Source organism: Pseudomonas sp. BIGb0164, from assembly GCF_024810135.1.
In the GTDB taxonomy this organism is placed as follows: Bacteria; Pseudomonadota; Gammaproteobacteria; order Pseudomonadales; family Pseudomonadaceae; genus Aquipseudomonas.
This window is the reverse complement of sequence record NZ_JANUEA010000006.1, coordinates 70,399-95,947: the sequence shown is the minus strand read 5'-3', so window position 1 is coordinate 95,947 and position 25,549 is coordinate 70,399. Positions and strand designations below refer to the sequence as shown.

Genomic DNA, 25,549 nt, shown 5'->3' with positions numbered 1-25,549 from the left:
GTCAACCATGAACAATCTCAACACTGCTTCGACCTCCAGTGGCCCAGGCGCGTTGATCCGATGAGCGTGCGTAAAGGATGCTTCCGTGTCCTGGGGCTGAGCCTGCTGAGCCCCTTGGTGTTCGCCGCCGACGTACCGGGTAGCGGGGACCTGCCCACCGTGGCCCGTCAGGTCGACGCGCAAATTGTCGACTACCGCCCCGCCGAAGAAAAAGAACGCATCTACCCCATGGGCGCGATCCGCAAGATCAGCGGCCAGCTGCGCTATGAAGGCCAGGCCACGGCGCGCGGGCAAACCACCGCCATTACCTACGAACTGCCGCCCGAGCACACCTCCAGCGCGGCGTTTACCGCAACCCGTGAAGCGCTGCAGGCCAAGGGCGCGCAACTGTTGTTCTGGTGCCAGGCCCGTGATTGCGGCGAAAGCAGCCTGTGGGCCAACGAGGTGTTCGGCAATGCCAAACTGGTGGGCGCCGACGGCCAGCAGGAATACCTGCTGCTGCGCCTGGCCGCCCCTCAGGAGAATTCCCTGGTGGCGCTGTATGGCATCACCCGGGGAAACCGCCGCGCCTACCTGCATGTGGAACAGCTGGACGCCAGCGCGCCACTGGGCGACCTGCTGCCCACCTCGGCCACCTTGCTGCGTGAGTTGAAAAGCACCGGCGAGCTGGACTTCCCGGCGCTGGGGGGCGAACCCGATGCCACTTGGCTCACGCTCATTTCCCGTGGCTTGAACCTCGACGCCACCTTGCGCGTAAGCCTGACCGGCGCTACGGCCGAGGCCTGGCGCCAGGGCCTGATTGACAGCGGCGTGCGCGCTGCCCGCTTGGAAACCGGCACCGGTGCGGTCAAGGGCCTGCACCTGCATCTGATACGCTAGGCGTGACCGGGCGAACGGACCCGCGCCGTTCGCCTAAGCTCTCTTCCTACAGACACCTTTTCGAGATACCCGATGCTCAATAACGATCGCCTGCTGGTGCAAATCCTGCTGCTGGTGCTGTTTGGTGCCAGCTTCTGGGTGATGGCTCCGTTCTGGTCGGCGCTGTTCTGGGGCGCGGTGCTGGCGTTTGCCAGTTGGCCGCTGATGCGCTTGCTCACCCGTTGGCTGGGAGGCCGTGAGTCCCTGGCGGCGGGCATCCTGACCCTGGTCTGGATGTTGCTGGTGGCGGTGCCGCTGGTGTGGCTGGGCTTCAACCTGGCCGACCATGTGCGCGACGCCGTGGGCCTGATCAAGGACATCCAGGTTGACGGTCTGCCTGAAGCGCCAACCTGGCTCGGTTCGATCCCGTTTATCGGTGAGCGGCTGGTGGCGACCTGGGACAGCATCGACCAGCAGGGGGCGGCGCTGATGGTCAGCATCAAGCCTTACCTGGGGCAAGTGGGTAACTGGCTACTGGCGCGCAGCGCGCAGATCGGCGGCGGCATCCTTGAGCTGACCCTGAGCCTGGTGTTCGTGTTTTTCTTCTACCGTGACGGGCCGCGCCTGGCGACCTTCGTGCATCGCTTGTTGGAACGCCTGATCGGCGAGCGTGCCGGTTACTACATCGAACTGGTGGCCGGCACCGTGCAACGGGTGGTCAACGGCGTCATCGGCACTGCCGCCGCTCAGGCCTTGCTGGCGCTGATCGGTTTCTGGATCGCAGGTGTACCGGGCGCTTTGGTGCTGGGCATCGTGACCTTCCTGCTCAGCCTGATCCCCATGGGCCCGCCGCTGGTGTGGATCCCGGCAACCGCTTGGCTGGCGTGGAAAGGCGACTACACCTACGCGGTGTTCCTCGGTGTGTGGGGCACGTTCATCATCAGTGGCGTCGACAACGTGCTCAAGCCGTACCTGATCAGCCGGGGTGGCAACCTGCCGCTGGTGATCGTGCTGCTGGGGGTGTTCGGCGGGTTGATCGCCTTTGGCTTTATCGGCCTGTTTATCGGCCCGACCTTGCTCGCGGTGGCCTACAGCCTGTTGATGGACTGGAGTGCGACCCAGGCCCAGGGCCGCCGGGAGGATAAATCGATCTGACTGATCGATGGCGGCCTGTCAGGTGCTTATTGGCAAATTGACAGACCGCCATCGCAGGCAAGCCAGCTCCTACAGGGGGCCGTGCCAGCCATTAGGCTCTTGGTAACCACATGACGGCGGTCAAGCCGCCGCCTGGGGTGTCCTCCAGGCTCAGGTGACCGCCGAGGCGTTCCACCGCTTCCTTGGAAATCGTCATGCCCAGGCCGACGCCACCGGAATTGCGGTTGCGCGAACCTTCCAGCCGGAAAAACGGCTCGAACACTGCCTCGCGTTTATCGGCTGCAATCCCCGGGCCGTGGTCGATCACGCGGATCACCAGCGCGCCCTTGCTGTCCGCCAGTTCCACGCGGGCGGTGCCGGCGTAGCGCAAGGCGTTGTCGATCAGGTTGTTGAGGCATGAACGCAGTGCCATCGGCTGCACTTGCAGGGGCGCGCAGGTGCCCGAGAACTGCACGTCGCAGCCCTGGTCCTGGGCGTTTTCACTGAGGGACTCCACCAGCGCCTGCACATCGAGCCAGTGCCGGGTTTCGCTGGTGCGTTGTTCGTGCAGGTAGCTCAGGGTGGCGTCGAGCATGCCGATCATGTCGTCCAGGTCCTGGCGCATCTGGCCTTGCAGCTTGGTGTCCTCGATCTGTTCCAGACGCAGCTTGAGGCGTGACAGCGGGGTGCGCAGGTCGTGGGAGACCGCGCCGAGCATGCGCGCGCGCTGGCTGACCTGCTCGCGAATGCGTTTTTGCATCATATTGAACGTGGACGCCGCCTGTCGTGCTTCCCTCGGTCCGGACTCATTGAGGGGCGGGCTGTCGAGGTCGACGCTCAAGCGCTCGGCCGCCGCGCTGAGGCGCTGGATCGGCCGGCTCAACAGCTTGGCGCCATACCAGGCCGCGATGATCAACGAGATGAACTGGAAGGTCAGCGGCACCACGGGGCCGCCAAACCATGGGCGAGGGTGTTTCTTATGGATGGGAGTGAATGTTCCGTCCGCCTGCTGTACGAAGGTCTCACCTATCGGTGGTGGCGGCGGGCCATAGTGGTGAAACCAGAAAATGGCTAGCACGTGTGCCAATACGATGGCCACCAGCAATACGCCGAACAGCCTGCCGAACAGCGTATTGAAGGCGTTGCGCATCAGCCGATATCCCGCGCGTCAAACAGGTAGCCTTCGCCGCGCACGGTCTTGATCAACTGCGGTGCCTTGGGATCATCCCCCAGCTTCTGGCGCAGGCGCGAGACCAGCAAGTCGATACTGCGATCAAACGCCTCGATGGAGCGGCCACGGGCAGCGTCCAGCAGTTGTTCCCGGCTCAGTACCCGGCGCGGGCGTTCGATGAATACCCACAGCAAGCGAAACTCGGCGTTGGACAGCGGCACGACCAGGCCATCGTCGGCCACCAGCTGGCGCAGCACGCTGTTGAGGCGCCAGTTGTCGAAGCGGATATTCGCACGTTGCTCGGTGCGATCATCGCGCACCCGACGCAGGATGGTCTGGATGCGTGCCACCAGTTCGCGCGGTTCGAAGGGCTTGGACATGTAGTCGTCGGCGCCCAGCTCCAGGCCGATGATGCGGTCGGTGGGTTCGCAGCGTGCGGTGAGCATCAGGATCGGGATGTCCGATTCGCCGCGCAGCCAGCGGCACAAGGACAGGCCGTCTTCACCCGGCAGCATCAGGTCGAGCACCACCACGTCGAAGGTTTCGGCCTGCATGGCTTGGCGCATGGCGGCGCCGTCGGTTACGCCGACGGCAAGAATGTTGAAGCGTGCCAGGTAATCGATCAGCAGCTCGCGGATCGGCACATCGTCATCGACGATCAGGGCGCGGGTGTTCCAGCGCTTTTCGTCGGCGATCACAGCGCCCTTTTGCTCGTCGTTCACTGAGACTGAAGAAGTATGCATAGTGCGATCATCTGCCTGGTTGTTGCTGTCAGCATAGGCGTCCAGCCCCATGTCTGGAAGTGCTGGACGGTCGGTCATGGGGGCGAGGCTAGCCGGGGGGCGTGTTGAGGGCATGTCGTGAATGTATCGGGCTCGATACAATTGGCGAAAATGGCCGCCACAAGGCGGTCTGTCAGTATTTACCGATCATCGGATCCCGCAACGGCGCCGCTTGCGCTACAATCCGCGCCGATTTCGACTTGCCTGAGAGCCCATTCCAATGTCCGTCTGCCAGACTCCTATCATCGTCGCCCTGGATTACCCCACTCGTGACGCCGCACTGAAGCTGGCTGACCAGTTGGACCCCAAGCTTTGCCGGGTCAAGGTCGGCAAGGAACTGTTCACCAGCTGCGCCGCCGAAATCGTCGGCACCCTGCGTGACAAAGGCTTCGAAGTATTCCTCGACCTGAAATTCCACGATATTCCCAACACCACCGCCATGGCGGTCAAGGCCGCGGCCGAAATGGGCGTGTGGATGGTCAACGTGCACTGCTCCGGTGGCCTGCGCATGATGAGTGCGTGCCGCGAAGTGCTGGAGCAGCGCAGCGGCCCTAAACCCCTGCTGATCGGTGTGACCGTGCTGACCAGCATGGAGCGCGAAGACCTGGCCGGTATCGGCCTGGATATCGAGCCGCAGGAGCAGGTCCTGCGCCTGGCAGCCCTGGCGCAGAAAGCCGGCCTTGATGGCCTGGTATGCTCGGCGCTGGAAGCCCAGGCCCTGAAGACCGCCCACCCATCACTGCAACTGGTGACCCCGGGGATTCGTCCTGCAGGCAGCGCCCAGGATGACCAACGCCGCATCCTGACCCCGCGCCAGGCGCTGGACGCAGGTTCCGATTACCTGGTGATCGGTCGCCCGATCAGCCAGGCTGCCGACCCTGCCAAGGCATTGGCTGCAGTCGTCGCCGAAATCGCCTGACGGTCACCGATTTAAAATGTGGGAGCGGGCTTGCTCGCGAAGGCGGTGTGTCAGTCAACGAATGAGTAGACTGATCCACGGCCTTCGCGAGCAAGCCCGCTCCCACAGTTAGATCCAGGGGATGTCAGCTGACCTTGAGCACCAGCTTCCCGAAATTCTCGCCGTTGAACAGCTTCATCAGCGTTTCCGGGAACGTCTCCAGCCCCTCCACGATATCTTCCTTGCTCTTGAGCTTGCCCTGGGCCATCCAGCCCGCCATCTCCTGACCGGCAGCGGCAAAGTTCGCCGCATGGTCCATCACCACAAAACCTTCCATGCGCGCGCGATTGACCAGCAATGACAAATAGTTGGCCGGGCCTTTTACGGCTTCCTTGTTGTTGTACTGGCTGATCGCACCGCAGATCACCACACGCGCCTTCAGTGCCAGGCGGCTGAGTACCGCGTCGAGAATATCGCCGCCGACGTTATCGAAATACACATCCACGCCTTTGGGGCATTCGCGCTTGAGGGCGGCGGGCACGTCTTCGCTTTTGTAATCAATCGCGGCGTCGAAGCCCAGTTCGTCCACCAGGAACTTGCACTTGTCGGCGCCCCCGGCAATGCCCACCACGCGGCAACCTTTGAGCTTGGCGATCTGCCCGGCAATGCTACCCACCGCGCCAGCTGCGCCGGAGATCACCACGGTTTCGCCTGCCTTCGGCGCCCCCGTGTCCAACAGGGCGAAATAGGCGGTCATGCCGGTCATGCCCAGTGCAGACAAATAACGTGGCAGTGGGGCGAGTTTCGGGTCGACTTTATAGAAACCGCGTGGCTCGCCGAGGAAGTAATCCTGCACGCCCAGAGCGCCGTTGACGTAGTCCCCCACCGCAAATTTCGGGGTGTTCGAGGCAATTACTTTTCCTACGCCCAGTGCACGCATCACCTCGCCGATACCGACGGGAGGTATGTAGGACTTGCCCTCATTCATCCACCCGCGCATGGCCGGGTCCAGGGACAGGTATTCGTTGCGCACCAGCACCTGCCCATCGCCGGGCGTGCCCACCGGCACTTCCTGGTAGGTGAAGGTGTCCCGCGTGGCCGCGCCGACCGGGCGTTTGGCGAGCAGGAACTGGCGGTTGGTCTGGGCAGTCATGGCAAGGACTCTGTTGGAAGTGAACCCAGAGTGATAGACCCTCAACCGTGGGAGGGCAAGCTCAGCCAGGGGAGCGAATGCCCGGCGATAGGCATTGATGATAGTGCGCCCGGCAGCTTTATCACTGCGGTTCATGCAGCGCCAACCGGCCTTCTGATAGTGCTGACGTGCCTGTCCCGGGGTTGGCTAGACTCGACCCACGGTTATTTCTTGCATAGGACATCTCCCCATGAGCATGACGTTTTCTGGCCAGGTGGCCCTGGTGACTGGCGCTGCCGCCGGTATTGGCCGCGCCACGGCGCTGGCATTTGCCGCCGAAGGCTTGAAAGTAGTGGTTGCCGACCTGGATGTGGCGGGCGGTGAGGGCACCGTCGCGCTGATCCGGCAGGCTGGTGGCGAAGCACTCTTCGTGCGCTGCAACGTCACCCTGGAGGCGGACGTGCAGCAGTTGATGGCACAGACACTCACGGCCTATGGTCGTCTGGACTATGCCTTCAACAATGCTGGAATCGAGATCGAGAAGGGCAAGCTGGCCGACGGCAGCCTGGACGAGTTCGATGCCATCATGGGCGTGAACGTCAAGGGCGTCTGGCTGTGCATGAAGCACCAGCTGCCGCTGCTGCTGGCCCAGGGCGGCGGGGCGATCGTCAACACCGCGTCGGTGGCAGGGTTGGGCGCGGCGCCGAAGATGAGCATTTATGCGGCGTCCAAGCATGCGGTGATCGGCCTGACCAAGTCGGCGGCTATCGAGTACGCAAAAAAGAAAATCCGCGTGAATGCGGTATGCCCGGCGGTCATCGATACCGACATGTTCCGCCGTGCCTACGAGGCCGACCCGCGCAAGGCGGAGTTTGCGGCGGCCATGCACCCGGTAGGGCGCATTGGCAAGGTCGAGGAAATCGCCAGTGCCGTGCTTTACCTGTGCAGTGATGGTGCTGCGTTCACCACGGGCCAGGCGCTGGCGGTGGATGGTGGTGCGACGGCCATCTAGGACTGTACGTCGCACGCCATTCGAAAACGTTTTGGGTGGCGTGGGGCATTTCCATAGCTGGCAAAAAGCCGTGATCGATTGTGTGTCATTAAGTAAATAATTCAATTAAATCAATAATTTAGTAAATCTTGGTAGAGGGCCGAACAACGCTTCTGTGCTTAACTCTTGCGGGTTGAATAACAGACAGTTGAAGTGGGTGGCTCATGGATTTAGGGATCGATCGACAGGCTCTTGTACCGGTGGTGCAGCAGATTGTCAGCGCGGTGGCGCAATGGATTCGCAAGAGCGGGGCAGCCCCGGGCACACGTTTGCCGTCCGTGCGGCAGCTGGCGCTCGATAACCTGGTCAGCCAGTCCAATGTGGTCGAGGCATTCGAGCGCATGGTGGCCCAAGGGTTGCTTGTACCTCGGCAGGGTTCAGGCTTTATGGTGGCCCCGCCAGCGGCGTCTCGTGAAACCCAATGGTATGAAGGTGCCGAGCAGGCATGGGGGACTTTTACCGACGGCCCACTGGGCGAGCTGAAGCTGGGGTGTGGCTGGCTGCCGGACGCCTGGCGTGAAAGCGATGACATCAGCTATGCAATTCGCGAGGTCAGCCGTACCGATACTGCAGGTCTGTTCAACTACAGCACGCCGCTGGGGTTGCCGGCATTGCGAGAACAATTGCTCAAGCGCCTGACCCACATGCAGGTGGCCTCTGGCTTGGAGTGCATTCTCACCACCCATGGTGCCAGCCATGCCCAGGATCTTTTGATACGCACGCTACTCAAGGCGGGCGATACGGTAGTGGTCGAGGCCCCGGGCTACGGCAACCTCTTTCGCCAACTGGCCTTTCATGGCGTCCATCTGCTGGAAGTGCCGCGTACCCACGGCGGTCCGGATATCCCGGCGCTGGAGGCATTGCTGCAACACCATCGGCCCAAGTGCCTGTTCATCAATGGCCTGTACCACAACCCCACTGGCACCAGCTTGTGCCGCGAGGTCGCCGAGCGCTTGCTGCAACTGGCTCGCCGCGAAGACTTCCTGATCATCGAAGAAGACATCTATGGCGACTTGCAACACGCCAGTTGCGTGCGGCTGTCGGCGCTGCCCCATGAGGGGCGGGTGATCTATGTGTCGAGCTTTTCCAAGACCCTGAGCAGTGCCCTGCGTGTGGGGTACCTCAGTGCCAGCGCCGCGATCGTTGCCCGACTGGCCAGCCTCAAGACCTTGACCGGCATCGGCACCTCGCGGTTTGCCGAGGCAGTGGTTGCCTCGCTGCTGGCCAATGGCACGTATCGCAAATGGGTGCAGCGCTTGCGCAAGCGCCTGGGCATGCAAATGGCCGCTACCCTGCAAGTGCTGGAGGACGAGGAGTGGCAGGTGTTCGCCATACCCTCGGGAGGTATGTTCCTGTGGGTCAAGCCCGGCGTAGCGGACCCTTCACGGCTGCACGCGCAGGCTCGACGGCTCGGCGTGTTGCTGTCACCCGGTGCGCTGTTCAGCCCCAGTGGTGAACTCAGTGACTGGCTGCGCATCAACGTGGCCTATGCTGATGATCAGCGAGCGCTGGCGTTGTTCCGCGCCATGGGGCCTGCCAGGCCGACCTCGACCATCCTGAAAACGACGAGCGTGTAGCTTTTTGCCATTATTCCGGCGCCAGCGTCTTGTGTCAGTGCCCCGTGGTTGCGAATCTCGCCATTGGTAAATCGGGCTTGATGGCATCTGCCATTGCAAGAGGACTCAAGTGCAATGATTTCGGCCGTGCAACGACGTTTCGCCAACCTCGGGATGGCAAAAAAACTGGGCTTGGGCTTTACCCTGGTGCTGCTGCTGACAGCCTTGGTGGCGGCGATTGGTGTCTGGTCCCTGCAGACCGTCGGCCAGCGCTTCGAAGGCCTCAAGGCGATGTCCTCGCTCAACAGCGGCTTGCTCAAGGTGCGCCTGATCGAGCAGGACTACGCCCTGCATGCCGACCCGAAAGCCGTTGACGCCCTGCACGAGAGCGTCGACGCGCTGGCTGCGCTGGCGGCCAGCCTCAAGGCCCAGTCCGCCGCGAATGTGCCGGTGATGACCGACGTCGAGCAGGCGCTAGCCGCCTATCGCAAGGCGTTCGATGAGTTCGTCGAGTTGACCCAAACCAAGGACCTGGCCCTGGAAATGGCCAGTTGGTCGGTGTCCAGCGTGGCCAACAACCTTGATGTGTTGCAGGCTGGCCTGGCCGACGACGGTGCCTATGGGCTCAAGGAAAGCCAGGGCAAGGAGGGCGCGGAGTTTATCGAGCAGGCAGGGCAGGTCAGCCAGGTGTCGCGGCTGATGCTGCAGGCCATGAACGAAGCGCGGGTGCGTCTGGACCAGAGCCGCAAGGTCGATGCGGACGACGCTGAACAAGGCAAGATCGAACAGGCCGACCAGGCCCTGGCTCAAGTCGAACAACTGAAAACCTCGGTCAAGGATGCCGGCTACCAGACGGTACTCAATGAAGTGTCCGGGCATATCGCTTCGTTCAGCGAAAAGCTTGGCGAATACACCGGGCTGCTGGCCCAGGAAAAAGTCGTCTACAAGCAATTGCATGATCGCGCCGACCAGGTGGTCAGCCGGGTGAACCAGGCCTATGACGCGGAAGACCAGTCGATGCAGGCGCAATTGAAGAAAAGCGCGGTGCTGATCATCGGTTCGTCGGCCCTGGCCCTGTTGGTGGGGTTGATCGCGGCATGGGTGATTACCCGCTTGATCGTTGCGCCGCTGCGCAGTGTGATCGCGGTGGCCCAGCAAATTGCCGCCGGCGATTTGAGCGGGCGCATGGAGGTCAACCGTCGTGATGAAATTGGCCAACTGATGCAGGCAATGCAGCAGATGGGCAACGGGCTGAGCCAGATGGTCAGCGGGTTGCAGGCCGGGATCGAGCAACTGGCGGCGTCGGCCCATTCACTGTCCAGTGTCACTGAACAGACCAATGTCGAGGTCAGCAGCCAGAAGGAAGAGACCGAGCAGGTGGCCACGGCGATGAACCAGATGACCGCCACCGTGCACGACGTGGCGCGTAATGCCGAAGAAGCGGCCCAGGCTGCACAGACCGCCGACGACAAGGTCGATAGCGGCCAGCAAGTGGTACGCCAGAGCTTGCAGCGTATCGAATTGCTCGCCACCTCCAGCACCAGCGCAAGCGCGAGCATCGAAAGCCTGAGTGCGGAAATCCAGAATATCGGCACCGTGTTGAGTGTGATCAAAAGCGTGGCCGAGCAGACCAACCTGCTGGCACTCAATGCCGCCATTGAGGCGGCGCGGGCAGGGGAGCAGGGCCGTGGTTTTGCGGTGGTCGCCGATGAAGTGCGGGCACTGGCCAAGCGTACCCAGCAATCGACCGAGGAAATCGAGCGACTGGTCAGCACCTTGCGCAGTGCGGCGCAGTCGTCGGTTCAGCAGATCCAGCAGAGTGGCGAGCTGGTGAAGCTGGCGGTCAGCGATGCATTGGAAACCGAGAGCGCACTGGGCAGCATCGCTGCCGCCGTGTCCTTGATCCAGCAGATGAACCAGCAGATTGCTGCGGCGGCCGAAGAGCAGAGCTCGGTGGCCGAAGAGATCAATCGCAGCGTCACCAGCATTCGCGCCAGTGCCGACCAGTCGGCGCTGAGCATGCAAGGCAATGCCGCATCGAGCATCCAGTTGGCGCAACTGGGTACCGAACTTCAGGGCATGGTGGGGCACTTCCGCCTTTGATCGCACGGTGCAGGTGGCGATCAAAGGGCGGGAGGGCGATCAGGCGTTGTTGGCGAGGAACGTCAGCAGTGCTTCGTTGACGAAATCCGGATTCTCCCGGGCCGAGATGTGCCCGGCTTCGGGAATCAGGATCAGGCTGCAGCCGATCAGTTCGGCCATTTCCGCAGATTCGGCAGGGGGACGAGGCTTGTCTTGTTCGCCGCACATCACCAGGGTGGTGTCGGCGTCCAGGCGTGGCAGTTGGTCCAGGATGTCTGCACGGCTGAAGATCAGCCGGCCCAGTGGCACGATGCTGTCCAGCAGGCGTTCCCGCGTGAAGGCTTGCAGTTCGGCGCGAAAGCCCTGGTACAGCGCTGACTCACGGTCAATGCCTGGGCGAAAGAAGATCGGTGCAACCACATCCAGCAACGGCTCGGGAATGGCGCCGGCGTCTTCGATCATCTTGAACAGCGAGAAGTAATACTGGCGCGTGGCCTCGGGCTCGGCACCTAGGTAGGTGTCCATCAGTACCAGGCTGTTGATGCGCTTTGGCGCGAGCAATGCCAGGCGTGCGCCCCACATTCCACCGACCGACAGGCCCACCAAGTTGATCCGCGCAATGTCCAATTGGTCCAGCAGGGCCAGGGCCTGGCGGGCGAGATCGTCCAGGGATTGGGTAGCCGCCGGCAGCGGTCCCGACTCGCCGTGGCCCCACAGCTCAGGAACAATCACACGGTACTGTTGCGACAAGGCTTCGATTTGCGGAGCCCACATGTCGCGGTCCCACAGGTAACTCGAGCCCAGCAGGACGACCGGGCCGGTGCCCTGGTCGACATAATGCAGCGGTTGTCCATCAATCACGGCGACGGGCATAACAGGCCTCTGGCTTCACGGAGTGAGGGGCACTTTTTTACGCTACTCGGGGGCGGGGGGATAGATGCAAAGTGATGGCATATCGTGGCGATGTGCTGTCTGTGGCAGTTGTAGTGAGCGGGCTCGCCCCGCGCGGCGCCACACCTGACACACTGCGGTGCCTGATACGACGCGGCGCGGGGCGAGCCCGCTCACTACAATCAGTCGTAGATGACTTTCTTTTTCCAGTCGGCGTCGGCGTCGACCACTTTCAGGCCTTCGGTCAATTCGTTGACCTCATCTTCAGCCGGTTTGCTGTTGGTCAGCACGGTGGAGTTGGCGCGGGCCAATTGTTTCTCCAGCAATTGCAGCTGCGCACTGTAGACCACCGGTTCGGGCTGCTTGCGCAAATACTGCACGCCCCGCTCGAACGCTAGGCGCGCCTGGCCGGGCTGGCCTTGTTGCAGGGCATGTTGGCCGAGGTTGTTGAAGAATTCGATGTGCAGCAGCACCAGGATATGGCGGATTTCCTTGATCCAGTGCTTGGCCTCGTTGGCCGGCAGGAAACCGTCCTGGGCGGCGCGGGTGACCTGGCCGTGCAGGGCTTCGAGCAGGAAGCGCACGTCCTTGGCCTTGGCTTCGGTCTGGATCGGCGCGGGCGGGTTGGTCACCGGGATCGATTCGCCCTGGGCGATCAAGGCGCTCAACTCGGTGATGCGCGCCTTGAGTGGGGCACTGGCCTTGTTGAGGTTCAACAGGCGCTGGTTGACGTTCAGCTCCAGACGGGTCAGCAACAGCTTGAGCGCCGGGCTCATCAACTGGCCAGGAAAGGTCTCGGTGATTTCGCCGCAACGACGTAGCCGATCATTGAGTTCGATCTCGGTGCGTTTCTTTTCCAGTTTGTTGTTTTCCACCACGTGGTTCATGTAGCCAATGGCGATCAGTATTACGATCCCGGCTATTACCAGCAGGGTGATCATGAGTGGTGTCACCGGTGTGACCTCTTAATAGGGTTTGCAGTGGAGTGTAGTGACTGAGCCATCTGGCGGATAGGACTGATCGACCAGTTGCCCAGGTAGTTTCTTCTATATAGGTAAGCGTTCCCTGCATAGATGCACATTGCCATCATTTGCTAGTGTGGACTATAACGCCTTGTCGGGCGCCAGAATATAGGCGTCAAAGCCTGGACGGGCAGAATGTGCGCCAAGGCCCGGAAAGCGGGGCGAAGTCATTGATTTTAATAAATTTATCCTTGGGGGTTGACGACCTTTCAATCCATCCATAGAATGCGCGCCACTTAACGCGTAAAGCACACAGCGAAACGCGGTTAAGCAGTGAAGTTGTACGTGTGTCCCCTTCGTCTAGTGGCCTAGGACACCGCCCTTTCACGGCGGTAACAGGGGTTCGAGTCCCCTAGGGGACGCCAATATGCGGGAATAGCTCAGTTGGTAGAGCACGACCTTGCCAAGGTCGGGGTCGCGAGTTCGAGTCTCGTTTCCCGCTCCAAATTTAAGCAGTGTTGCCCTCGGGTGGCACTGAGTGAAACCAGGGCATGGTCTTCGGGCCTAATCTCTGGACACTGAAATACACACCATGTGTTTCAGTTGTGTGTCCCCTTCGTCTAGTGGCCTAGGACACCGCCCTTTCACGGCGGTAACAGGGGTTCGAGTCCCCTAGGGGACGCCATTTTGCGGGAATAGCTCAGTTGGTAGAGCACGACCTTGCCAAGGTCGGGGTCGCGAGTTCGAGTCTCGTTTCCCGCTCCAATTTAAGCAGTGTGGCCTTCGGGCGGCACTGAGTGAAACCAGGGCGTAACCTTCGGGTTTAATCTCTGGACACTGAAATACATACCCTGTGTTTCAGTTTTGTGTCCCCTTCGTCTAGTGGCCTAGGACACCGCCCTTTCACGGCGGTAACAGGGGTTCGAGTCCCCTAGGGGACGCCATTTGCGGGAATAGCTCAGTTGGTAGAGCACGACCTTGCCAAGGTCGGGGTCGCGAGTTCGAGTCTCGTTTCCCGCTCCATATTCAACAAAAACGCCGATCAGAGATGATCGGCGTTTTTGTTTGCGCGTTTTATTGCTTCGGCGGCCCAGGGCCGCCGAACTCAATTCAGCACATGGGTTTCTTGCTTGGGCATGAAGAACCGGGCAAACAACTCGGACTGCGACTTGATGTTCAGCTTGTTGTAGATATTGCGCCGATGAACCTTGATGGTTTCCGCCGACAGCGACAACTTGCCAGCAATCTCCTTGTTGGAGAAACCGCTCAACAGCAACTTGAGCACATCCTTTTCGCGGGCGGTGATCTGCGTGCCCAACTGCACAATGGTTTCCGACCACGCCGGTGGCTCGCTGAGGTTTTTTTCCACTTCGCTTTCAAAACTCATGCGCTGATGCATCAAGGCCGTGACCCACGGCTTGATGATGTCCAGGATCGTGATCTGCTCCTGGGTGAAGCGTACGTTGCTGCCCAGCGAAATGCACAGCGTCCGGTCGGCGTCGAGCTGCACGTTGTACTGCGCTTCATCGACGGTGATGTATTGCGCGAAATACTGGTGGTAGTACTCGGTGGTCAGGAAGTGTTCCGGCGCGATGTCCAGCAGGTGAAAAAAGCCGGTCTGCGGGTTTTCCCGGTTGGCGATATAAAACGGATCCAGCAGGTACAGCCCTTTTATATAGCGATGAATAAAGGCATCGATTTCTTCGGAGTCCACCACTTCCGGCAGGCTGATGACTTGCACTTGCTGGTCGCTGAACACCACGACCACCCAGTTATCGATCTGCACATATTCATTCAGTACGCGAATCAGCGAGCTCCAGAAGGCTGGGCGATTCAACTGCATGATCAGCTTCCCCGCTGATCGATGCCAGGCCAGGTTGTGAAGGTCGAGCGACATTTTCTACCCCTTTAGGGTTAGGGATTTTCAGGTCAAAGGTAAGTATTTGTAGGTATTTACTATTCAACGATGCCCGGTATATTCACCAGCGAGCGAATGAAGGCCATGAGGGCCTATCGTTTTGACAAGGATAGTCATATGAGTAAATCACATTTGCGAGCCATTTTTTTGGCCTCGCTCCTTGCTGTTGGCACCAGTACGGCGACACAGGCTGCAGCGCCTGGGGTGTACCTGTATAACTGGTTCGGCCTTCTCGCCCCGGAAACCCCAAAGCAGTTCGAGCAGAAGACCGGTTCACGGCTGCACATGGATCCGTTCGACAGCGCCGAGATCATGCAAAGCAAAGTCATGGCTGGACGCACCGGGTATGACGTCGTCGTTGCCACCTCCAATACCTTGCCAGGCCTGATCAAGGCCGGCGTCCTCCAGCCGCTGGACCGCAAGCAGCTGAGCAACTATTCCCATATCGACCCCGACATGCTCAACCTGCTGGCGGCGAACGACCCCGGCAACCTCTACGCCGTGCCCTACCTGTGGGGCACCACCGGCATCGGTTATGACGTCGACAAGGTCAAGGCCGCACTGGGCGAGAACGCGCCGGTGAACAGCTGGGACCTGATCTTCAAAGAGGAAAACATCAGCAAGCTCAAGTCGTGTGGCGTGGCCATGCTCGACTCTCCGAGCGAGATCATTTCGATCGCCCTGCATTACTTGGGGCTGCCCAGCAACAGCCAGAACCCTGAGGACTATCAGAAGGCCCAGGCACTGCTGCTGAAAATCCGCCCTTACATCGTCTACTTCGACTCATCGCGCATCGATGCCGACCTGGCGGACGGCAACATTTGCGCCGTCGTCGGCTGGGCCAACGGCGCGCTGGCGGCGCAAGCCCTCAACGAGAAGAACAACACCGGCCGCACCATCGCCTACAGCCTGCCTCGCGAAGGCGGCCTGGTCTGGTCGGAGAACTTCGTGCTGCTCAAGGATGCCCCGCACGCCAAGCAAGGCATGGCTTTCATCAACTACATGCTTGAGCCGCAAGTGATTGCCAAGAGCTCGAACCACACGCTGTACCCCAACGCCAACAAGGACGCCACCGAGTTCGTCGAGCAGAAGCTGCGCGACAACCCGTGGATCTACCCAGACAAAAAGACCATCGCCGAGCTCGTTCCACTGGAGCCCTTGCCCTTGAAGTTGGAGCGCATCCGCACGCGTGTCTGGACCAAGGTAAAAAGCGGCACCTGATCTGCGTTTCACACGCTGTGCCGGCTTCAAGACATTCCAGGGAGGGAAGAATCATGCGCCGAGGCGATTGCCCACGCGGCTTGGAGCCGGACGACTACAAAGCCTACAAGGAAATAGAGGAACAGATTGGGCACTGCACACCTGAGCAGGCCTGGGCCATGTATTTCGTTTCCACCGGGATGGTGCGCGAATACATCACCTTGGCCGTGATGGAACATATCGGCCGGGGCAACAAGGCGTTGTTGTTCGAATTCCCCGAGCTGGCGCTGGTGGAGCGGGGCGGTCTCGCACCCAACTGATCCTTCCAACAAAAAAGCCCGCCATCATGGCGGGCTTTTTGTTTTCATCGCGTGATCAGAGCTTTGGCAACTGCCCGACACGGCCCATCATCTCGGTGACAATCTGCAGGTCCAGCAGGAACTGGTCGACGGTCTTGAACTCGCTGTCGGTGTGCCCGGTGTACTTCACTTCTGGGCGCGCCAGGCCAAACTGCACGCCGTTGGGCAGCTCATGCACGGAGGTTGCACCGGCCGAGGTGCCAAATTCGTGTTTCATGCCCAGGTTCTCGCTGGCCACTGCCAACAAGGCCTTCACCCATTCGCCTTCCGGGTTGCGATACATCGGCTCGGCGACGGAGTAGGTGAAGCCCACCTTCACTTTGGTTTTCTTGTCCCAGGCACTGAGTTTGTCAGCAATTTCGGCCTTGAGTTTTTCCGGTGACTTGCCCTTCGGCACACGCAGGTTGACCGCCAGCTTGAAGGCTTTGTCATCCTGGCCCACAAACGTCAGCGACGTGGTCAGCGGCCCCATGAAGGCATCGGAGAAACCCACGCCCAGTTTATTGCCCAGGTAGTCCAGGCCCCAGTTGTCGGCGGCATAGTGCGCCGCATCGGTGATGTGGTTGTGCTTGAGTGCCACCTTGCCCTCAAGGCTATGGATCAGGCCCAGCATTCGCGCGACAGGGTTGACGCCGGCTTCCGGTTCCGAAGAGTGCGCCGAGACGCCCGTGACCGTCAGTTTGACCTCCTTGTCGACCACTTTGGCGTCGACCTGGAAGTTGCCGCCATTGCGCTTTGCATACTCAGCGCCGGCCTTTTGCAGGTTGGCAGCCAGCTCGGCCGGCTTATCGCTGAGCAGGGTCGCCACCGACGCCGATGGAATCTGGTTGGTGGCCATGCCGCCGGTCATCGAAATGATTTCTGCGCCTTTGCCTTCGCCTTTGCGCACCGGGAAGGTCGCCATGACCGTGCCGTAGCCTTTTTCGGCGATGACCACCGGGTAACCGCCGTCCAGCGCCAGGTTGTACTGCGGCGTCGGGTTGTGTTCGAAGTAGTAGGGAATCGCGTCGCCGTTGGTTTCTTCGGTGGTGTCCACCAGCAGTTTGAAGGTGCGCGCCAGCGGCAGCTTTTCTTCCTTGATCACCTTCATGGCGTACATCGCCACCACGATGCCGTTCTTGTCATCCTCGGTGCCACGGCCATACATGCGGTCGCCGATCAGCGTGACCTTGAACGGGTCGAGCTTGGTGCCGTCTTTGAGCACCCAGTTCTCCGGCGTCACCGGCACCACATCGGCATGGGCGTGGATGCCCACCACTTCATCGCCGCTGCCTTCCAGGGAGATTTCGTACACGCGGTTGTCGATGTTGCGGAAGTTCAGGTTGAAGGCCTTTGCCAGGTCCTGGATCTTGGCGGCGATCTTGAGGAATTCCGGGTTCTTGTACTGCGGCACGCCTTCAATGTTGAACGTGGGGATTTCCACCAGCTCGCGCAGGGTTTCGGTCGCGGCCTTGCCGTACTTCACCCGCGTGTAGATGCCCAGCAGGCGGTTGATTTCGTTCTGCTGGTCGGCGTTCAGCGTCTGGTTGCCGAGGAACCCATTGATTGCCGGGCCCACGTCGCTGGTTTTTCCTAAGTCGCCCTTGGTCAGGGCGCCGAGGAAACCGCGAAAATCGCTGACCGATGTTTCGTTGAACTGCTGCAGAATCTGCGCGCTTTGCTCTGGGGTAATGTTGGCAAAGGCCGCGTTGGACAGAGTCGACAGGCTGGCCGCGAACAGGGTAGCCGCCACCAGTTTTTTGAGTGGAAAGTGCATGGAGAGATGCATTCCTTTGCAGATGGTGAGTGAGAAATTTCTGATTAATCTGTCAGAAACATTTCCACACACTACCATTAGTCAGGTGTTCTTGGTCAATGCTGGCCAGGATGGGGCTCTGGGTACTCCTCGGTCACGTTCAAGGCTCTAGCGTAGGGGCCATCCCACAATTGCTCGTGTAATTCCCCGACACGCTTGGCCATCGCCTCGCTGCGCATCACCACTTCCAGGTTGCGCGAGTTATCCAGATAACCACCCAGCCAGTTACTGGTGCCCACCCACGCCACTTGCCCATCGATCTCCATCGTCTTGCTGTGGATCACCCGTGCATAGGGGATAAACCCTTGCTTGGCTTCGGGCAGGGTGACGATTTTGACCTGCACGTTAGGCAGCACGGCCAGGCTTTTGAGGTAGGGCAGTTCCAGCTTGTCGGTGTTCCAGTTGGACACCATCAGCTTGATCGCCACCCCCCGCGCCGCAGCAGCGCGCACGGCATTATCGATCACTGCGTAGTACGGACGTGTCCGGTCGGGTCCGTAGGACAGCGGTGCATAGTCGAGCAATTGCACACGCACTTCTTTTTTCGCCTCGCCCAGTAAGCGTGGTAGTTCCAGCTGTGAGTCACCCACGCCCGGCGGGTTGTAGCGTTGCGGGCTGGCGACCAGGTAGTTGCCGGTGCGCGCAGGCTCTGCGCCTTTTGCCGGCAGCTGCACGGGCTTGTGCGCTGCCAGGGCGGCCTGGGCGTTCCAGTCTTGGTTGAATATGGCCTGCACCTGGCCGACCACGCTGGCGTCGCTGATGCGCAGGCCGGTTTCGTGGATGTGTTCCAGTGAGCGCCAGTCGAAATTCTGGCTGCCGATAAACGCCTGCTTGCCATCCACCACCATGTACTTGGCGTGGATGATGCCGCCGCTCAGTTGCCCGTAAGGCAGTACGCGGAAGGTCAGGTTGGGGATTGCGCGCAAGCGTTCCAGCGTGGAGGCTTCCGACAGCTTGATGCCTTTTTCTTCCAGCAAAAAGCGAATCTTCACACCGCGTTTGCCTGCGGCTTCCAGGTGTTCGATCACCTTGTCCATCACCGAACCCGGGTGATCGGCCACGTAGAACTGGCCGATGTCGATGGAGGTTTTTGCGCCGTCGAACAGCTCGATCCACACCGGTCCCGGTTGACGCAAATCGGCGGTACCCAGCGCGGTGTCCACGGGCACGGTGTGCACCAGTTCAAAACCCGCAATTGAAAAGTCCGCCTGGGCAAGCGGACTGAGGAGCAAACCGGCAAGGCCTGCGATACGCAATTTCAAGGGAATGGGCATAGGGATCTCTTCGTAAAAAATGGCGGGCGCATTGCGCGCCCGCCCGAACCATTACGCGGTGCGGCTGTGCAGCGGGGTCGGTACCAGGTGTGGGACTTCACCCTGCACACGGGCACCGGTGGCTGCGCGGATCAGCAGGATTTTCAGCTGGTCGTTGATGCGCTCCAGGCTGTCCTGGAAGAAGTTGTGGAACACCACGCAGAACAGCGCGATGGCGATCCCCAGGCCGGTGGCGAACAAGGCCGTACCGATACCACCGGAGATCTGGCCCGGGTCGGACACGCCGGCACTGGCCAGTGCCTTGAAGGTGTCGATGATGCCCAGGATGGTCCCCAGCAACCCCAGCAGCGGGGCGGCGGTGGTGATGGTCTCGATGATCCACAGGCTGCGGGCCAATGGCGCACGGGTGGTCAGGTACTGGGTTTCGATCACGTCATCCAGGTCCTTGCGCGAGCCGTGGCTGGCTTTTTGCGCCAGCACCGGCAGCACCATGGTCAACGGCAGGCTGTCGCGACGGGTCAAGCTTTCCGGCAGGTCGCGTTCGCTGTGCACGTTGGCGCCCAGCACCTCGGTCAAGGCGCGCGCTTGACGGCGCACATAGGCGAAGAAAATCCCGCGTTCGATGGTGATAAAGATCGCGATGGCCATCGCGGCATACATCACATAAAACGTGATGTCGTGGAGCACATTCATGTCCATGTTCACTTACCTCGCAGTTAGAAATTGGCTTCCAGGGAAACCGTCACGGTGCGTTCCAGGCCCACGATGTACGCCGGGTCGCCGTCGCGGAAACCGCCGTAGGTGGCCGAGTTGGTCTTGGTGGTGTACACGCCGTCCAGGTACTTCTTGTCGAACAGGTTGTCGACGTTCAGGCGCAGGGTCGCGTCCTTGACCACCTTCTTGTCCACCGGCAGGTAGATACCGGCGCCGGCGTTGAAGACGGTGCGTCCGGAGATCGCCTCGTCGTTGGTCAGGTCGCCGTAGAGCTTGCTGGTGTACTTGCCGCCGAAGGTGCCGTAGAAGCGCCCATCGTCGTAGCCGATGTTGGCGGCCAGCATGTTTTTCGGCACGTTGGCGAACTGCTTGCCACTGGTGGGCAACAGGATGGCCTTGCCAGCGTTGTAGACGGTCAGGTCATCTTGTTGCTCGGCCTTGGTGTAGGTGTAGGAGGTGTAGTAGTTGAAGTGGTTCGGCAGCAGGCCGCTCCATTCCAGCTCCAGGCCGCTGTTGTTGACGGCACCGGCGTTGATGTCGGCGAAGTCGCCGTTGATGTCTTTGGACGACACCTGGCGATCCTTGAACTGCATGTAGAACAAGGTCGCGGCCACGGTCATGTCTTCATCGGTGTAGCGCCAGCCCAACTCGTGGTTCCAGCTGGTTTCCGGCTTGGCGTCGATGGAGCCGGCACCTTTGTCGTACAGCACGTAGTTCTGCGGGATACGCATGTTGCGCGACAGGCTGTAGAACAACTGGTCACGCTCGTCGAGCTGGTACTTGAGCCCGACGTTGGGCAGCAGCTTGTTGTAGGTCTGGTTACGCTTCTCGGCCTGCTCGGTGAGGCTGCCATGGTTGGTGCCATCACGCTCGACGTTCATGTAGGCCAGGCCCGCCACCAGGGTCCAGTCCGGGTTGATGTACCAGGTGTCCTGGGCCCAGACTTTTTGCGCCGGGGTGACGGTGAAGCGGTCGCGACCCTGCACGGTGTTGCCGTTGGCATCGACCACGGCGTTGCCGTCTGGCCAGGTGTCGGTTGGCTTGCCGTTGCTCTTGAGGGCAATGAACGGTTGGGTCTGGCTCTGGCGCGCACGCTCATACCAGTAGCCGAATTGCAGGCTGTGTTCTTCCAGGTCCCAGTTCAGCTTGGTGGTGATGCCCGGGCGCCAGGTCTGGGTGCGGGAAGGGCGGTAGTACACGCCGGTGGTTGAGGAACCGTCGGCGTTGTACTGCGCCGCGGTCGGCAGGTTGCTCAAGTCGAACACGCCGCCCGCGTTGGAGCCGCGGTTCAGCGCGTAGCTGTTCGAGCCCACGCCGCTGCCGTTGCCCCAGTAGTAATACGGGATCACCGACAACGCCAGGTTGTCAGCCAGTTTGAATTGGGTATTGAGCACCCCCGTGAAGGTTTGGAACGGGTTCTGCGCCAGGGCGTAGTAGCTGTTGACCTTGCCGTTGCTGCCCACGGTCGGCGTGGCAGGGTACGGGTCGTACTTGCGGCCGTTCTGCTGGAACTGGCCCTTGGTGAGCTGGCTGTAGCTGTTGTTGTCCTGCTCGTGGTACTTGAGGATCAGGTTGGCGGTGTTGCCGTTGCCGGCGTCGAAGAAACTGTTCCACTCCACCTTGTCCGCCCGCACGGCGCCCGAGCCGCGCCACATGTCACCTTCGGTATGAGACACCGACAGCCAGTTGCTCAGGCCGTTGATCTCGCCGCTGTTGAGCCGGGCAAAGGTCTTGCGGGTGGCGTTGCTGCCCATGACCTGTTTGACGAACGCGCCGGTTTCCTTGGTCGGGCGAATGGTCACGATGCCGATGTTGCCGCCGCTGGAACCGATGTGCGGGCCGTCAGCTTCCGCCGAGCCTTGGGTGACGAAGATCTGCTCGATGTTTTCCGGGTCGCCCAGCAGGTTGGAGTAGAGCGCGTAGTTGCCGGAGTCGTTGATCGGCATGCCGTCCACCGACATCCCCACCTGGTCGGAGTTGAGCCCGCGCATGGTGAAGCGGAAACCCGACAGGCCGGTGTTGTCTTCGCTGGAGATGTTCAGGCCCGGGGTGTACTTGAGCTTGTCGATCGCGTTACCGGTGGCGGTCTGCTTATCCAGCGCTTCCTTGGTCACGGTGGAGCGGCCCTTGATGCTTTCTTCCTGCACCATGTAGCCGCCACCTGCCGTGGCCTTGCCTTGAACCCCAATCGTCCCGACGTCGCTGTCGTTGGTGTCGGCCATGACCATTCCATGGCCCATGCTTGCGGCAACGAGTGCCAGATGAATCCGTGTGAACCTCATCACTGTCGTCCTGGTGTCGGGTGCTTATTGCACGCTGTAGTTGAAGGTGGCGGTGAAGCGCTGCTCATTGCGCCCCCCGAAGGCTTGCTCGGGGAACGGCTTGACTTGCTTGATACGACGCAAGCTGTTGGTGGCGGCCCGGTTGAGCAACATGCTCGAGGCCTGGGTCTGCAAGCCGGAATCCAGAACGCGACCCTGGCGGTCCACCAGCAGCCAGATCACCACTTCGCCGCTGGGGCGTTCGAGGGAGGCCTGGCGCCCGGTGGGGTACTGCTTGTAGGTGTCCAACTCGTTGCGCAAACCCTTGAGGTAACCGCCTTCCAGCGCCTGGCCGTCGACCTTCGGCGGCGCCGGCGGTGCGGGTGTCGGCGCGGCCTGGGCCACGGCGGCGGGGGCCGGTTTGGCGGCCACCGGTGGCGGCGTCGGTGTTGGGGTGGGCTTGGCGACCACGGGCTTGGGCACAGGTTTTGGCTTGGGCTCAGGCTTGGGTTTTGGCTGCGGTTTGGGCGGCGGCGGCGGGGGGGCCGGCTCGGCCTCTTCGTCCTCGATCACCGGCGGTGGCGGCTCTTGTTCCACCACCGGTTCCGGGATGACTTCCGGCTCGGGTTCGACCAACGCCAGCTCGACCGCCGACTCGTCGTACTTGGGTTCGACCTTCAAGGTCTGGGACTGGATACCCAGTGCAATCAGCACCAGGGCGATCAGGGCCGGGACACTGCCCAGCAGCTGACGCGCACGAAACAGGACGTACATGATCAGGACTTACGCGTGGCAATGGACACGGAGGTGAAGCCACCCAGGCGCAGGGTGTCCATCACTTCCACCAGGCGCGAAACCTCAACGCCCTTGTCACTATTGACGATGATCGTCGACTTGGTATCGGGCTTCTCGGCGGCCTTCAATGCCGGTACCAGGGCGTCCACCGTGAGGTCCTTGCCGTCGAGTTGCAGCTGGCCTTCCAGGCCCAACGTCAGGATGAATTTGTTCTGTGGTTTGAGCTGCTGCGAGCTGCTCGCGCTGGGCAATTGAGTCTTCATGCCGAGGGCCGGAATCACGTTCAAGCTCACGAGTACGAAAAACACCAGGAGGAACATCATCACGTCGATCATCGGGATCAATTCGATGTGTGCCTTGCGCTTCTTGGGTTCATCCCAGGTTCTCATTCCGCTACCCCGTCGTTGAATTAGGGGCGACACGCTAACAACCAAAAATGACCGATTGGTTAACTTTAATTGACGTTTTTAGGGCTCTAGGACGCGTCTTTCAGACGATTTACCTTGCAGTTTTATGACGTAATGCAAATGACACACAGGGGCTACATTCTTGAAGAATTTATCTCGAGAGCCCCTCTGTATGCCGACCGCACTGCCTCATTTGGCGACTCCGCGACTACTATTGCGGGCGCTGGAAATGACCCAGGCCGAGACCCTTTTTGGCCTCGCCAACGGGCCGAAAATCGCCGACAACACCGCGAACATTCCGTCGCCCTACACGCTGGAAACGGCGCAGGAATTTATTGGCGCGATGGGCGATAAATTTCGTGCGGGCGACCTGCTCAGCCTCGGGATGCACCTGCGGGAAAGTGGCGAGCTGATCGGCATGGTCAGCTTGCGTCTGAATGCGCGGCATCACTATGGCCACCTCGGTGGTTGGGTCGCGGCAAGCTGTCGAAACCAGGGCTATGCCGCCGAGGCGGCGAGTGCGGTCACGGGTTACGGGTTCACGCAGCTCGGACTGCATCGGGTGGGCAGCCAGTGCTTTGGTCGCAACAAGGAATCGGCACGGGTGATGGAAAAAATCGGCCTGCGCTATGAGGGTTGCATGCGCGGGGCGTTTCTCAAGAACGGCGTGTATGAAGACTTGCTCGGTTTCGCCGCGCTGCGCGAAGACTGGGAGGCGCGCACATGAGCGGCGAGGTGAACCATGGCCGTCGGCGCATTCTCACGGGGCTGGCGGTTGCTTCGGCTTTTTCGATCCTCAGCCCGTTTGCGCGCAGTGCCGGGGTCGACTATCCGTTCACCCTGGGCGTGTCTTGCGGTGACCCGTTGCCCGATGGGTTTGTGATCTGGACGCGCCTGGCGCCGCTGTTCAATGCCGGGGATGGTCGAGGCGGGTTGAGCCGCCCGGTGCCAGTGCGTTGGCGGGTGGCCAGCGATGCGGCCATGACGCGCATTGTGAAGCAGGGCGAAGCCACGGCGACGGAACGCTTTGCCCATTCGGTGCATGTGGAAGTGGCGGGGCTGGAAGCGGGCAGGCCGTACTGGTACCAGTTCGAAGGCCTGGGCGCGCAGAGCCCGGTAGGCCGTGCGTGTACTACGCCGCCTATGCAGGCGATGGTGTCGGCGCGGTTAGGGTTTGTGTCATGCTCGCACTGGGAACGCGGTTACTTCAGCGCGTATCGCCACCTGGCGGCTGAGCAGCCGGACCTGGTGTTTTTCCTCGGTGACTACATCTACGACAGTTCCTATGCGGCTGATTCGGGCAAGGTCATTCGCCCCCATGGCAGCGGCAATGCAGTGAGCCTGAGCGACTATCGCAACCGCTATGCCCTGTACAAAACCGATCCGGACCTGCAGGCCCTGCACGCTGCTGCACCGAGCGTGGCGACCTGGGATGATCACGAAGTGCAGAACGACTACGCCAACCGCTGGTCCCAGGACCCGAAGATCCCGGTGGCGCAATTCCTCAAGCAGCGGGCAGCCGCCTACCAGGCCTTCTACGAACATATGCCACTGCGCGCCAGCAGCCTGCCGAAGGGGCCGGACATGCGTATCTACCGGCGCCTGGACTACGGCCGACTGGCGCGATTCCACGTGTTGGATGGCCGTCAGTACCGCTCCGAGCAACCGTGCATCCTCGCCAATGGCAGCCACCAGGGGCACATCGCCGACAACAGTTGTACCGACCTGCGCGACCCTCGTCGCACGATGCTCGGCTGGGAGCAAGAGGCGTGGTTGGACCGAGGTTTTGCCGAGTCCCCTGCGCAGTGGAACGTGATCGCACAGGACCTGCTCGTCGCCCCGTTGATCCAGCGCGACCTGACCAACCACAAGCCGGGGCGCTGGACGGATGGATGGGATGGCTACATGGCCAATCGTGAGCGCATGCTGGCGTCCATCCAGCGGCACCGTCTGAAGAATCCGGTGTTCTGGGGCGGCGATATTCATTCGTTCTGGGTTACGGACTTGCACGCAGACGCCAATGATTTGGACTCGCCAGTGGTGGCGACCGAGTTCGTCGGTTCATCGGTGACCTCCGACGGCCCGCCCTATGAGCCGTACAAAGCCATTCTGCCGCTCAACCCCCATGTGAAGTTTTTCGACAGCCGCCAGCGGGGGTATGTCTCGGTGGAGTTGCAGGAGCAGAGCATGCTCACCCACCTGCGTGCGATCAGCGACCCGCGTGACCCATTGGCCACGCTCTCCACCCTGCAGTCCTTCGCCGTCGAGCCCGGCCGCCCCGGCGCCACGGTTCTGTAGGAGCCGGCAAG

General features: G+C 61.1%; 22 protein-coding genes, 6 tRNA genes and 1 pseudogene. 17 read left to right on the top strand and 12 right to left on the bottom strand.

What is annotated here, in order from left to right:
- Positions 1-60 precede the first annotated feature (60 nt).
- Positions 61-879 (top strand): DUF4892 domain-containing protein, encoded by an 819-nt coding sequence (locus M2394_RS17115; protein ID WP_259173242.1) that lies wholly within the window; start codon positions 61-63, stop codon positions 877-879.
- Positions 880-951: 72 nt separating this feature from the next.
- On the top strand, positions 952-2,013 hold the full coding sequence (locus M2394_RS17110) for an AI-2E family transporter (RefSeq protein WP_259173240.1): 1,062 nt from the start codon (positions 952-954) through the stop codon (positions 2,011-2,013).
- A 91-nt stretch (positions 2,014-2,104) separates the two neighbouring features.
- Here the strand turns inward: M2394_RS17110 and M2394_RS17105 are convergent, their stop codons facing one another.
- On the bottom strand, positions 2,105-3,142 hold the full coding sequence (locus M2394_RS17105; protein WP_259173239.1) for a HAMP domain-containing sensor histidine kinase: 1,038 nt from the start codon (positions 3,140-3,142) through the stop codon (positions 2,105-2,107).
- On the bottom strand, positions 3,142-3,906 hold the full coding sequence (locus M2394_RS17100) for a response regulator (protein ID WP_178921913.1): 765 nt from the start codon (positions 3,904-3,906) through the stop codon (positions 3,142-3,144). The genes M2394_RS17105 and M2394_RS17100 overlap by 1 nt, the downstream gene beginning before the upstream one ends.
- Positions 3,907-4,165: 259 nt before the next feature.
- Between M2394_RS17100 and pyrF the strand changes: the two genes are divergently transcribed.
- Entirely contained in the window at positions 4,166-4,864 is a 699-nt protein-coding gene (gene pyrF / locus M2394_RS17095; RefSeq protein ID WP_010211681.1) for an orotidine-5'-phosphate decarboxylase, read from the top strand.
- Positions 4,865-4,988: 124 nt separating this feature from the next.
- Here the strand turns inward: pyrF and M2394_RS17090 are convergent, their stop codons facing one another.
- Positions 4,989-5,996 (bottom strand): NADP-dependent oxidoreductase, encoded by a 1,008-nt coding sequence (locus tag M2394_RS17090; protein ID WP_178921911.1) that lies wholly within the window; start codon positions 5,994-5,996, stop codon positions 4,989-4,991.
- A 229-nt stretch (positions 5,997-6,225) separates the two neighbouring features.
- Between M2394_RS17090 and M2394_RS17085 the strand changes: the two genes are divergently transcribed.
- From M2394_RS17085 to M2394_RS30515, 4 genes and pseudogenes are all read left to right on the top strand, one after another.
- Positions 6,226-6,987 carry an SDR family oxidoreductase gene (locus M2394_RS17085; RefSeq protein WP_178921909.1) on the top strand — a complete coding sequence of 254 codons (762 nt, stop codon included), beginning with the start codon at positions 6,226-6,228 and terminating at the stop codon, positions 6,985-6,987.
- Positions 6,988-7,190: 203 nt separating this feature from the next.
- On the top strand, positions 7,191-8,603 hold the full coding sequence (locus tag M2394_RS17080; protein WP_259173237.1) for a PLP-dependent aminotransferase family protein: 1,413 nt from the start codon (positions 7,191-7,193) through the stop codon (positions 8,601-8,603).
- 114 nt (positions 8,604-8,717) lie between these two features.
- Positions 8,718-9,827: pseudogene (locus tag M2394_RS30520) on the top strand (HAMP domain-containing protein); the annotation flags it as partial.
- Positions 9,804-10,685 (top strand): methyl-accepting chemotaxis protein, encoded by an 882-nt coding sequence (locus tag M2394_RS30515; RefSeq protein ID WP_372339919.1) that lies wholly within the window; start codon positions 9,804-9,806, stop codon positions 10,683-10,685. The pseudogene M2394_RS30520 and the gene M2394_RS30515, both read left to right, overlap by 24 nt.
- A 39-nt stretch (positions 10,686-10,724) precedes the next feature.
- Here the strand turns inward: M2394_RS30515 and M2394_RS17070 are convergent, their stop codons facing one another.
- Positions 10,725-11,537 (bottom strand): alpha/beta fold hydrolase, encoded by an 813-nt coding sequence (locus M2394_RS17070; RefSeq protein WP_259173236.1) that lies wholly within the window; start codon positions 11,535-11,537, stop codon positions 10,725-10,727.
- 200 nt (positions 11,538-11,737) lie between these two features.
- The gene (locus M2394_RS17065; RefSeq protein WP_178921901.1) at positions 11,738-12,508 is read right to left on the bottom strand and encodes a hypothetical protein; all 771 of its coding nucleotides are present in this window, start codon (positions 12,506-12,508) and stop codon (positions 11,738-11,740) included.
- Positions 12,509-12,866: 358 nt separating this feature from the next.
- Here M2394_RS17065 and M2394_RS17060 point away from each other — a divergent pair.
- From M2394_RS17060 to M2394_RS17035, 6 genes are all read left to right on the top strand, one after another.
- Positions 12,867-12,942, top strand: a tRNA-Glu gene (locus M2394_RS17060).
- A 4-nt stretch (positions 12,943-12,946) separates the two neighbouring features.
- Positions 12,947-13,022 (top strand) — tRNA-Gly (locus M2394_RS17055).
- Positions 13,023-13,126: 104 nt separating this feature from the next.
- Positions 13,127-13,202 (top strand) — tRNA-Glu (locus M2394_RS17050).
- A gap of 4 nt (positions 13,203-13,206) precedes the next feature.
- A tRNA-Gly gene (locus M2394_RS17045) sits at positions 13,207-13,282 on the top strand.
- 103 nt (positions 13,283-13,385) lie between these two features.
- Positions 13,386-13,461: transfer RNA gene (locus M2394_RS17040), tRNA-Glu, on the top strand.
- 3 nt (positions 13,462-13,464) lie between these two features.
- Positions 13,465-13,540: transfer RNA gene (locus tag M2394_RS17035), tRNA-Gly, on the top strand.
- An 82-nt stretch (positions 13,541-13,622) separates the two neighbouring features.
- Here M2394_RS17035 and M2394_RS17030 read toward each other — a convergent pair.
- Positions 13,623-14,414 (bottom strand): LuxR C-terminal-related transcriptional regulator, encoded by a 792-nt coding sequence (locus tag M2394_RS17030; RefSeq protein ID WP_178921897.1) that lies wholly within the window; start codon positions 14,412-14,414, stop codon positions 13,623-13,625.
- 138 nt (positions 14,415-14,552) lie between these two features.
- Between M2394_RS17030 and M2394_RS17025 the strand changes: the two genes are divergently transcribed.
- Together M2394_RS17025 and M2394_RS17020 are read left to right on the top strand one after the other, a co-directional pair.
- A complete protein-coding gene (locus M2394_RS17025; RefSeq protein WP_259173235.1) occupies positions 14,553-15,656 on the top strand; it encodes an extracellular solute-binding protein in 1,104 nt (367 codons plus the stop codon).
- A 53-nt stretch (positions 15,657-15,709) separates the two neighbouring features.
- Positions 15,710-15,955, top strand: coding sequence for a hypothetical protein (locus M2394_RS17020; RefSeq protein ID WP_176996459.1), 246 nt, complete (start codon positions 15,710-15,712; stop codon positions 15,953-15,955).
- A gap of 55 nt (positions 15,956-16,010) precedes the next feature.
- On the opposite strand, the gene M2394_RS17015 is transcribed toward M2394_RS17020, so the two are convergent.
- The 6 genes from M2394_RS17015 to M2394_RS16990 form a co-directional block, all read right to left on the bottom strand.
- Entirely contained in the window at positions 16,011-17,750 is a 1,740-nt protein-coding gene (locus M2394_RS17015) for a dipeptidase (RefSeq protein WP_259173234.1), read from the bottom strand.
- Positions 17,751-17,845: 95 nt separating this feature from the next.
- Entirely contained in the window at positions 17,846-19,063 is a 1,218-nt protein-coding gene (locus M2394_RS17010; protein WP_259173233.1) for a phospholipase D-like domain-containing protein, read from the bottom strand.
- Between the two features lie 51 nt (positions 19,064-19,114).
- On the bottom strand, positions 19,115-19,762 hold the full coding sequence (locus tag M2394_RS17005) for a MotA/TolQ/ExbB proton channel family protein (protein WP_259173232.1): 648 nt from the start codon (positions 19,760-19,762) through the stop codon (positions 19,115-19,117).
- 17 nt (positions 19,763-19,779) lie between these two features.
- Positions 19,780-22,059: a TonB-dependent receptor gene (locus M2394_RS17000; RefSeq protein ID WP_259173231.1), complete on the bottom strand. Its 2,280-nt coding sequence runs from the start codon at positions 22,057-22,059 to the stop codon at positions 19,780-19,782.
- A 24-nt stretch (positions 22,060-22,083) separates the two neighbouring features.
- On the bottom strand, positions 22,084-22,812 hold the full coding sequence (locus M2394_RS16995) for an energy transducer TonB (RefSeq protein ID WP_176996454.1): 729 nt from the start codon (positions 22,810-22,812) through the stop codon (positions 22,084-22,086).
- Positions 22,813-22,814: 2 nt separating this feature from the next.
- Positions 22,815-23,222 carry a biopolymer transporter ExbD gene (locus M2394_RS16990; RefSeq protein ID WP_005786670.1) on the bottom strand — a complete coding sequence of 136 codons (408 nt, stop codon included), beginning with the start codon at positions 23,220-23,222 and terminating at the stop codon, positions 22,815-22,817.
- Between the two features lie 190 nt (positions 23,223-23,412).
- Here M2394_RS16990 and M2394_RS16985 point away from each other — a divergent pair, with 190 nt between their 5' ends.
- Together M2394_RS16985 and M2394_RS16980 are read left to right on the top strand one after the other, a co-directional pair.
- Positions 23,413-23,967 carry a GNAT family N-acetyltransferase gene (locus M2394_RS16985; RefSeq protein ID WP_178921885.1) on the top strand — a complete coding sequence of 185 codons (555 nt, stop codon included), beginning with the start codon at positions 23,413-23,415 and terminating at the stop codon, positions 23,965-23,967.
- The gene (locus tag M2394_RS16980) at positions 23,964-25,538 is read left to right on the top strand and encodes an alkaline phosphatase (protein ID WP_259173229.1); all 1,575 of its coding nucleotides are present in this window, start codon (positions 23,964-23,966) and stop codon (positions 25,536-25,538) included. The genes M2394_RS16985 and M2394_RS16980 overlap by 4 nt, the downstream gene beginning before the upstream one ends.
- Positions 25,539-25,549 lie beyond the last annotated feature (11 nt).